The organism is Micromonospora sp. I033, assembly GCF_053890995.1.
Genome location: NZ_JBSSLX010000214.1, coordinates 1 through 9,711, shown reverse-complemented (window position 1 = coordinate 9,711; position 9,711 = coordinate 1). Strand labels below are relative to the sequence as shown.

The window sequence follows — 9,711 nt, the reverse complement described above, 5'->3', positions numbered from 1 at the left end:
GTCCGCACGGGCCGAGCCGCGCGGCCGAGGACGCGGAGGCCGCTATCGACCCGTGCGCGGCGGCCGCCGAACGGCTGGAGCAGTTGGGCGCCTGATCCACCGGCGCGGAAGATCGTCAATCGCGCCGGTGGATCAGGCGCCCAACTGCTCCAGCAGTTCGGCGGCCGCCGCGTACGGGTCGATAGCGCCCTCGGCGACCTTGGCCGCGAGGGTCGGGAGCTGCGTACCGTCGCGCAGCGAGCCGATCCGGTCCCGCAGGGCGCCCAGCGCGATCGCCTCGATCTCGGCGGCGGCCCGCGCCTCGCGGCGGCGGCGCAGCTCGCCGTGGCGCTCCAGCCAGTCGCGGTGCTTGTCGATCGCGGCGGCGATGTCGTCGATGCCCTCGCCGCGAGCGGCGATGGAACGGACCACCTGCGGCCGCCACTCCCCCGGCCCGCGCTCGCCCAGCGCGATCATGCCCTGGATGTCGCGCACGGTGGCGTCGGCGCCGTCCCGGTCGGCCTTGTTGACCACGAAGACGTCGGCGATCTCCAGGATGCCGGCCTTCACCGCCTGGATGGCGTCGCCCATCCCCGGCGCCAGCAGCACCAGCGTGGTGTCGGCCAGCGAGGCCACCTCGACCTCGGCCTGACCGACGCCGACGGTCTCCACCAGCACCACGTCGCAGCCGGCGCCCTCCAGCACCCGCACCGCCTGCGGAGTGGCCGCCGAGAGCCCACCGAGGTGGCCCCGGCTGGACATCGACCGGATGTAGACCCCGGGGTCGGTGGCGTGGTCCTGCATCCGGACCCGGTCACCGAGGATCGCCCCGCCCGTGAACGGGCTGGACGGGTCGATGGCCAGCACCCCCACCCGGTGGCCGCGCGCCCGCAGCGCCCGGACCAGTTCGTTGGTGGTGGTCGACTTGCCCACGCCCGGCGAGCCGGTCAGACCGACCACCTGGGCGTGCCCGGCGTAGGGCGCGAGCGCCGCCGCCACCTGCGGCAGCACCTCGTCGCCGGACTCGACCAGGGTGATCAGCCGGGCCACCGCGCGGGGGTCACCCGCGCGGGCCCGCTCGACCAGCAGGGGTACGTCCCGGCTGCGGCGCACCGAGCCGGCGGCCGCCGCCGGGACGTTCTGGACGCTGTCGTTCACAGTCAGCTCTCGGCACCGTTCGGGACGTGGATGATCAGCGCGTCGCCCTGGCCGCCGCCGCCGCAGAGCGCGGCCGCGCCGGTGCCGCCGCCCCGCCGCTTGAGCTCCAGCGCCAGGGTGAGCACCAGCCGGGCGCCGGACATGCCGATCGGGTGGCCGAGCGCGATGGCGCCGCCGTTGACGTTCACCTTGTCGGTGCTGATCCCGAGGTCCCGCGCGGACTGGATGCCGACCTGGGCGAACGCCTCGTTGATCTCGATGAGGTCGAGGTCGGAGACGCTGAGGCCGCCCTTCTTCAGCGCGTGCTGGATGGCGTTGGACGGCTGCGAGTGCAGGGAGTTGTCCGGCCCGGCGACGTTGCCGTGCGCGCCGATCTCGGCCAGCCAGGTGAGCCCCAGCTCCTTGGCCTTGGCCTTGCTCATCACGACCACCGCGGCGGCGCCGTCGGAGATCGGCGAGGAGCTGCCGGCCGTGATGGTGCCGTCCTTGGTGAAGGCCGGGCGCAGCTTGCCGAGCGACTCGGTGGTGGTGTCCGGGCGGATGCCCTCGTCCTCGCTGATCACCACCGGGTCGCCCTTGCGCTGCGGAATGATCACCGGGGTGATCTCGTCGGCGAAGTGGCCGTTCTTCTGGGCGGCGGCGGCGCGCTGGTGGCTGGCCGCGGCGAACGCGTCCTGCTCCTCGCGGGTGATGCCGTGCCTCGCCCCGTGCCGCTCGGTGGACTCGCCCATCGAGCAGCAGTCCCAGGCGTCGGTGAGACCGTCCAGGGCCATGTGGTCCTTGATCGTCACGTCGCCGTACTTGTAGCCGGAGCGCTGGCCGAGCATCAGGTGCGGGGCGTTGGTCATCGACTCCATGCCGCCGGCCACCACGATGTCGAACTCGCCGGCCCGGATGAGCTGGTCGGCCAGGGCGATCGCGTCGAGCCCGGAGAGGCAGACCTTGTTGATGGTCAGCGCCGGGGTGGACATCGGGATGCCCGCCTCGACGGCGGCCTGGCGGGCCGGGATCTGGCCCGCGCCGGCCTGGAGCACCTGCCCCATGATCACGTACTGGACCTGGTCCGGGGCCACGCCGGCCCGCTCCAGCGCTGCCTTGATCGCGACGCCGCCGAGCTTCGTCGCCGGGAGGTCCTTGAGGTTGCCCAGCAGGCGCCCCATCGGGGTCCGCGCGCCGCTGACGATCACCGAAGCCATGCCTGCCTCCGAGGGGGTGCCGACCTGTACGCCTTAACGATTGTTAGGACGCACCATATCTGCCAGGAACAGCGACGGTACGGTGACCCCGAGCACGTCCGCAATGCGCTCCAGGTCATGACGGTCGATGGCTCGGTCGTCGCGCCGCAGCGTCCGGCTTCCGGGCCCGGCCGGCCCGACGCGGCAGAGCGCAGTGGGCCTCCGCCGGGCCGTTCGCGCGTTCAGCCCTGGCGCGGGCGCCGCCGGCGCGGCGGCACCGGACCCCTGGGCGACGACGCCAGCGACAGGTGCGTCCCTCGGGCGGCCACCTCGATCCGCGGCGTCCGGTCCGGCGGGAGGTGCTCCCGCTCCGCGACCACCACCACGTCGACCTTCCCGTCGATCATCATCTGCCTGACCTCGCCCCACGGCGCCGTGGTGATGATTCCGAGGAGGTCGTAACGGCAGCGCCTCGCGTGGTCCAGGCAGGCCATGAGGTGCGGTTCGATCGGGTCGACGTGGGAGGGGATCCAGATGGCAGCGACGGGGCGTGACAGTGAACTCACCATCCGTACTCTTCACCGTGTGCAAGTTGCAGATCAACCGTGCGCCGTCCGGGTTCGCATATACCGAACGATCGATGAGCTGGGCCGAGGTCAGCAGGCGGGCGTTCCACCGTGCGGCGCCCGGAGGTGGTCGTCGAGGCGGCTCTCCACGTCCTTGAGACGGCGCTCCGCGTCGTTGACCGCGTCCCGCAGCGTCCCGCGTCCGTGCGGGTGCAGCTCCGTCTCGATCCGCCGCAACCGCTCCGGCACCCCCGGGGCGGCGTCGTGGCCCGGTCGGGCCGGCATCCCGTACCAGTCCTGCCGGAACTCCTCGTTGTGCCGGGCCAGGCGGCGCAGCGGCCGGCTCACCGTCACGGCCAGGGTCAGCGCGCTGAGGATCGCGCCCAACACGACGCCTGCCGCCGCCCACTGCTCCAACGTCATGCCGACCACTCCCGAGCCAGGCCGCCCGCGACGGTGGCGTCCGGTGCGTTACCGCGCTTCTTCGGTACCGTGCGCACGGCTCGACCCTCCCGAGTCCGGCCGGGGCCCCCGTGCCCGGGCCGCGAGCGCTGGCCGGGGGACGACCATTGCTGATGTGCGTGCCTGTTCGAATCCTGCTCGTGACCTGGCCATCGGGGCATCGTTCGTCCAGCAGGACGATTGGCGCGGCGCCGGCCGCCGCTCGGGCATACGGAGGATGTGGGCCGGGTGACCCCGTTCGGGCGTGGGCCGTTCGGCGGAGTGAGATGTCCGACTGGGGAGACCCCCCGAACGATCGTTAGGTCACACTGGCGCCATGGCTGAGAACTCCCCCGTCGAGCCCGTCGCCGACCATGTCCCCGACATCGGCCTGCTCCGCATCGACCACGTCGGGATCGCCGTGGCCGACCTGGACGCCGCGATCGACTTCTACCAGCGCACCTTCGGCATGCGCTGCGTGCACACCGAGACCAACGAGGAGCAGGGCGTACGCGAGGCGATGCTGGCGGTCGGGCCGACCACCGAGGGCGGCTGCGTGCAGTTGCTCGCCCCGCTGTCGCCGTCCTCGACGATCGCCAAGTTCCTGGACCGCAACGGGCCGGGCGTGCAGCAGGTCGCCTACACGGTGACCGACATCGACGCGGCCTGCGCGGCGCTGCGCGAGCGCGGCGTCCGGCTGCTCTACGAGAAGCCGAAGCGGGGCACCGCCGACTCGCGGATCAATTTCGTGCACCCCAAGGACGCCGGCGGCGTCCTGGTCGAGCTGGTGGAGCCCGCCGCCACCGCCCACTGAGCCGTGTCGAGGGGCCCCGGCCGACGACGGCCGGGGCCCTTCCTACGTCGTGGGACGCAGCGCGGCACTGCGCGGTTTCGCGTTCCCACGGACACCTCCACGCATCGGCGGATGCAGTTTTTCACAGAGGACTTCCGGCCCTAGCTACCGTTCAGTAACGTCCCGGCCCACAGGAGTGCGACCGGTGCCCGATGTGTCGATTGCCGACATGGCGGTCCCGTCGCACCGGCGCCGACGATGGCAGCACCCCTGCCCGCCCGGTGCGGGTGCGCGACGAACGGGAGGTCACCGTGCAGGACATCCTAGAAGCGATCATGGCGGCGGAGGGCTCCGCGCAGCCGGAGCGGGAGCTCGCCGGCCTCGCCGGCCTGCCGGTACCCGAGACCTACCGGGGCGTGGTGGTCCGCGCCGAGGACACCCGGATGTTCGACGGCATGGCCACCCGGGACAAGGACCCGCGCAAGGCGCTGCACGTCCAGGAGGTGCCCACCCCCGAGCTGGGCCCGGGCGAGGCGCTGGTCGCCGTGATGGCCAGCGCGATCAACTACAACACCGTGTGGACCAGCATCTTCGAGCCACTGCCCACCTTCAAGTTCCTCCAGCGCTACGGCCGGCTCTCCGAGCTGACCCGCCGGCACGACCTGCCGTACCACGTGGTCGGGTCGGACGCGGCCGGCGTGGTGCTGCGGACCGGGCCGGGGGTGACCCGGTGGAAGGCGGGCGACGAGGTGGTCGCGCACTGCCTCTCGGTCGAGCTGGAGGACGCCGCCGGCCACGACGACACCATGCTCGACCCGCAGCAGCGGATCTGGGGCTTCGAGACCAACTTCGGCGGCCTGGCCGAGCTGGCCGTGGTCAAGGCCAACCAGCTCATGCCGAAGCCGCGCCACCTGAGCTGGGAGGAGGCGGCCAGTCCCGGGCTGGTCAACTCCACCGCGTACCGACAGCTCGTCTCGCACCACGGGGCGAACATGAAGCAGGGCGACGTGGTGCTGATCTGGGGCGCCTCCGGCGGCCTGGGCGGCTACGCCACGCAGATGGCGCTCAACGGCGGGGCCATCCCGGTCTGCGTGGTGTCCTCGCCCGAGAAGGCCGAGCTGTGCCGGAAGATGGGCGCCGAGCTGGTCATCGACCGCACGGCCGAGGGCTTCCGGTTCTGGAAGGACGAGGAGACCCAGGACCAGGACGAGTGGCGGCGGTTCGGCGAGCGGATCCGCGAGCTGACCGGCGGCGAGGACCCGGACATCGTCTTCGAGCACCCCGGCCGGGAGACCTTCGGCGCCAGCGTCTACGTCGCCAAAAAGGGCGGCACCATCGTCACCTGCGCGTCCACCAGCGGCTACCTGCACCAGTACGACAACCGCTACCTGTGGATGCACCTCAAGCGGATCGTCGGCAGCCACTTCGCCAACTACCACGAGGCGTGGCAGGCCAACCGGCTGGTGGCGCTCGGCAAGGTGCACCCGACCGTGTCGCGGACCTACCCGCTGGAGCAGACCGGCCAGGCCGCGTACGAGGTGCACCGCAACGCGCACCAGGGCAAGGTCGGCGTGCGTTGCCTCGCGCCCACCGACGGCCTCGGCGTCCGGGACACCGAGCTGCGCGCGCGGCACGAAACCGCGATCAACCGGTTCCGCGGGCACTGACCGCCGGGCATTGCCTTTCCGGTAGGCCGCAACACCATTCGATTGCCGTACGACAAAGGGCCGCGGGCACCGACCCGCGGCCCTTTTTCGCGCTCTCGCCGGGGGTCGCCCGACCCGCCCGGGACCTGCCAAGATCGCCGGTTGGTCCGGTCCTGTCGCGCGGTCGAAGTTGACCATGTAAACAGGACACGAAAGGTCCGGACCGCTCTTGCGAAGGACCCTGGGGGGTCTGCGAGTATGTCCCAATGCCCCAGCAGCAGTCCCCTCTTGCGTTCTTCGATAACGCGAACTCACAGCCCGATTTCACCGTTGGCCTGCGCGGTTACAACACCAACCAGGTCGACGACTTCATCGGCCGGCTGACCGCCGCCCTGAGCCAGTCCGAGCAGGCCCGCGCCGAGGCCGAGCAGCGGATGAACGACGCGCAGCGCCGGCTGCGCCAGGCCGAGCAGCGCCAGGGCGCGCTCGAGCAGAAGCTCACCGAGACCAACAAGCAGCTCGAGGAGAACAGCCGGCCGACGCTCTCCGGCCTGGGCACCCGCGTCGAGCAGATCCTCCGGCTGGCCGAGGAGCAGGCCAACGACCACCGCAACGAGGCCAAGCGCGAGTCGGAGGGCATCCTCTCCGCCGCCCGCCTCGAGGCGCGGGAGATCACCGACAAGGCGCGCGCCGAGGCGGCCGCCATGAAGGCCACCGCCGAGCGCGAGGCCGGCAGCGTCCGCACCGCCGCCGAGCGCGAGGCCGCCGAGGTCCGGGTGCAGGCCCGCCGCGAGGCCGACACCCTGCGCGCCGACGCCGACCGGGAGACCAAGCAGCTGCGTACGGTCACCGCGCACGAGGTGGCCGAGCTGAAGTCGACGGTCGAGCGCGAGGTCGCCACGCTGCGCGCCACCGCCGAGCGCGAGATCACCCAGCAGCGGGCGAAGGCCGCCCGCGAGGCCGAGGAGAAGCGGGCCGAGGCGACCAAGCTGCTCACCGACGCGCGGGACAAGCGCGACAAGGACCTCCAGGCCTTGGAGCTCCAGCTCGCCGAGCGGCGCGAGAAGGCCGAGCGCGAGGAGTCCGAGCGGCACGCCGCCCAGGTCGCCCAGACCCAGAAGCTGGTCAGCGAGGCCGAGCAGCGCGCCCGGGCCGCCCAGGAGCGGGCCAAGGAGATCGAGCAGCGGGCCGAGGCCCGCCGGGTCGAGTCCGAGCGCACCGCCACCGACACGGTGGAGAAGGCCAAGGCACTGGCCGAGAAGACGGTGTCCGAGGCGAGGGCCGAGGCGCAGCGCCTGCTCAGCGAGGCCCGCACCGAGGCCGAGCTGACCACCCAGGCGGCCCGCCGCGAGGTCGAGGACCTCACCCGGCAGAAGGACGCGGTCACCTCGCAGCTCGGGCAGATGCTCTCCGGTCTCGCCGGCATCGTGCCGGGCGTGCCGGCGGCGGGCGCCAACAAGCCGGAGGCGCCGAAGGCCGAGGGCTCGGACAAGAAGGTCACGGCCGAGTCGGCCAGCTGAACAACCACCCGCAGACGGGGCATGAGCCGCGGCGCGGGGTGACACCGGGTGACCGGTGCCGCCCCGCGCCGTCATGCTTTCCCGTCCGTTTCGCCAGCTCAGGAAAGTGCGCCTGCCAACAGGGGCGTCCGTATCGCCCCAGCAGGGCCGGATGCGTGTGAGGATGGGGGCATGTCGCACGGCGAGGAACTGTTCGCCCTCGGCGGGGACGTGACCACGGAGCCCAGCTTCGAGTCCGCTCTGCGGGGGTACGACAAACGTCAGGTCGACCGCTACGTCGCTCGTGCGGAGCACGAGATCTCGGCGCTGACAACCGAGCGGGAACAGGCGTACACCCAGATCCACAAGCTGGCCGGCCAGGTCGAGGTGCTGCAACGCGACCTCGCCCAGGTACGCAAACAGGTGGGCGTGGTGGACCGGGCCTCGTTCCGGCACCTCGGTCCCCGGGTCGAGCAGATCCTCACCATGGCCGAGGAGCAGGCCGACGACATCCTGGCCGCCGCCAACGAGGAGATCGAGGCCCGTCGCGCGGCCGCCGAGCACATCATCGAGGAGGCCCGGGAGCAGGCCGCCCAGGCCCTCAAGGACTTCGAGATCGCCCTCGCCGCCCGCCGGGCCGAGGAGGAGCGGCACACCGCCACCCGCAAGGCCGAGGCGGAGGCCACCCTCAAGGCCGCCCGGGACGAGGCCGAGAAGCTGCGGAAGACCGCCCAGGACGCGCTGGCCACGGCGCAGCAGGAGGCCACCCAGCTCCGGGACACCGCCAAGGAGATCCACGCCCGCGCCCAGCAGGAGTCCACCCGGCTGCGCGAGGCCGCCAAGGAGGCGCTGGCCAAGGCCCAGCAGGAGGCCACCCAGCTGCGCGAGGCCGCCAAGGAGGTGCACGCCAAGGCCCAGCAGGAGGCCAAGCGGCTCACCGAGTCCGCCGCCGAGGCCGGCCGGGCCACCCACGCCAAGGCGCTCACCGAGGCCAAGAAGATCGTCGACGACGCGGAGGAGGCGGCGAAGGCCACCCGCGGCCGGGCCCGGACCGAGGCCAACCGGCTCACCACCGAGGCCGCCGAGGCGGGCAAGCGCAACCGCGCCGAGGTCGAGGCGTACGTGCAGCGGATGCGGAGCGAGACCGAGGCGTACGTCCAGCAGGCCCGCGCCCAGACCCAGCAGGAGCTGGGCGCCTGGCGGGCCGGCGTGGAGAAGGAGGTCAACGCCCGGCGCGAGACGGCGGACAAGGAGCTGGCCCAGCGCCGCGCCACCGCCGAGCAGGAGTTCGCCAAGCGCCGCGACGAGCTGGACAAGCAGCACACCAGGCGGCACGAGGAGCTGGAGAAGGCGTACACGGCCCGGCGTACGGAGATCGAGCAGGGTGCGGCGGAGCTTCGGCAGGCGGCCGAGCAGGACGCGCTCACCATGCGCCGGCGGGCCGAGGAGGAGGCCGCCGAGCTGCTCCGCCGGGCCGAGGCGGACGCCGCCGACAAGCGCCGCAAGGCCGACGAGCACGTGGCCGCCTCGCGCCGGCAGTTCGAGGAGTACGCGGCCACGACCCAGCAGCACCTGGCCACCACCCAGCAGCACCTCGCCGCCACCCAGCAGGAGGTGGCCGCCGGCCGGCAGCAGCTCGCCCAGGTGATGCTGGAGATCGCCAACGCCCAGCAGGAGCTCGCCGACCTGCGTACCGAGACCTGGAAGTCCCGGCAGGAGTCCGACGACGTCCAGCGCCGGCTCGCCGAGCTGCGCGCGGAGGCCGGGCCGGCCGGCCTCGCCGCCACCCCGGTCGACCCGGCCGACCTGGCCGCCGCGGCCGGCGGCGAGTCGGGCGGCACGCCGGCGGGCGACCGGACCCCGGCGCCCGTCACCGCCAAGGGCACCGCGACGGTCTCCCCCAACGGCGGCGCCCCGGCGCCGGCCGGAGAGGCGGCAGCGCAGAACGGCGAGCCGGCGGCCGACGCCGCGAAGGCCCGCCCGGTCGCCGAGCCGGTGACCACCGTGGACGGTTCCGGCGCCAGCGCCGGGGTCGACGGCGAGCCGACCGTGGCGGCCGTGCCCGGCGAGGGCGGCCGGGGCGCCACCCCCACGAAGATCACCAGCACCGGCGAGAACGGCAAGCGCCCGACCAAGCCGACCACCGACGAGCGCAGCGCCAAGCCGAGCACCGTCACGGTCGACAAGGACTGACCGACAGCGGCCCTCCCCGGTCGCCACCGCACCGGGATCGAGGAGGGGATGGCCGGGGCGGGCGTCGACCGCTAACCTGCGGGCAGAAGAGGGCTGCGCCGCCGAGGACCCGTCCGGCGCTCAGGGTCCGCCGCAGGGGCGCTCCGCCGGGCCGGAGCGGGAGCCGGGGAGGCACGGGTGTCGCAGGAGGGATCCGCCGCCCCGGACGACGACCCGCTCGACGCCCTGCACCCCGACCCCGCCGACGCGCGCGGCACCAGG

General features: G+C 73.1%; 8 protein-coding genes. 4 read left to right on the top strand and 4 right to left on the bottom strand.

Annotated elements, in window-relative coordinates; translation table 11 throughout:
• Window positions 1-132 precede the first annotated feature (132 nt).
• The 4 genes from meaB to ACW0Q9_RS25685 form a co-directional block, all read right to left on the bottom strand.
• Window positions 133-1,137, bottom strand: coding sequence for a methylmalonyl Co-A mutase-associated GTPase MeaB (gene meaB / locus ACW0Q9_RS25700; RefSeq protein ID WP_456185550.1), 1,005 nt, complete (start codon window positions 1,135-1,137; stop codon window positions 133-135).
• 2 nt (window positions 1,138-1,139) lie between these two features.
• Window positions 1,140-2,333, bottom strand: a complete 1,194-nt coding sequence (locus ACW0Q9_RS25695) for an acetyl-CoA C-acetyltransferase (protein WP_456185548.1) — start codon at window positions 2,331-2,333, stop codon at window positions 1,140-1,142.
• 221 nt (window positions 2,334-2,554) lie between these two features.
• Window positions 2,555-2,881 (bottom strand): hypothetical protein, encoded by a 327-nt coding sequence (locus ACW0Q9_RS25690; protein ID WP_456185546.1) that lies wholly within the window; start codon window positions 2,879-2,881, stop codon window positions 2,555-2,557.
• Window positions 2,882-2,968: 87 nt separating this feature from the next.
• A complete protein-coding gene (locus ACW0Q9_RS25685; protein ID WP_456185544.1) occupies window positions 2,969-3,301 on the bottom strand; it encodes a hypothetical protein in 333 nt (110 codons plus the stop codon).
• Between the two features lie 355 nt (window positions 3,302-3,656).
• Between ACW0Q9_RS25685 and mce the strand changes: the two genes are divergently transcribed.
• The 4 genes from mce to ACW0Q9_RS25665 all read left to right on the top strand — a co-directional run bounded on the left by mce (window position 3,657) and on the right by ACW0Q9_RS25665 (window position 9,450).
• A complete protein-coding gene (mce, locus tag ACW0Q9_RS25680; RefSeq protein WP_456185542.1) occupies window positions 3,657-4,133 on the top strand; it encodes a methylmalonyl-CoA epimerase in 477 nt (158 codons plus the stop codon).
• A gap of 290 nt (window positions 4,134-4,423) precedes the next feature.
• Window positions 4,424-5,779 (top strand): crotonyl-CoA carboxylase/reductase, encoded by a 1,356-nt coding sequence (ccrA, locus tag ACW0Q9_RS25675; protein ID WP_456185540.1) that lies wholly within the window; start codon window positions 4,424-4,426, stop codon window positions 5,777-5,779.
• A gap of 245 nt (window positions 5,780-6,024) precedes the next feature.
• Entirely contained in the window at window positions 6,025-7,278 is a 1,254-nt protein-coding gene (locus ACW0Q9_RS25670; protein ID WP_456185538.1) for a DivIVA domain-containing protein, read from the top strand.
• 171 nt (window positions 7,279-7,449) lie between these two features.
• Entirely contained in the window at window positions 7,450-9,450 is a 2,001-nt protein-coding gene (locus tag ACW0Q9_RS25665; protein ID WP_456185536.1) for a hypothetical protein, read from the top strand.
• Window positions 9,451-9,711: the final 261 nt, after the last annotated feature.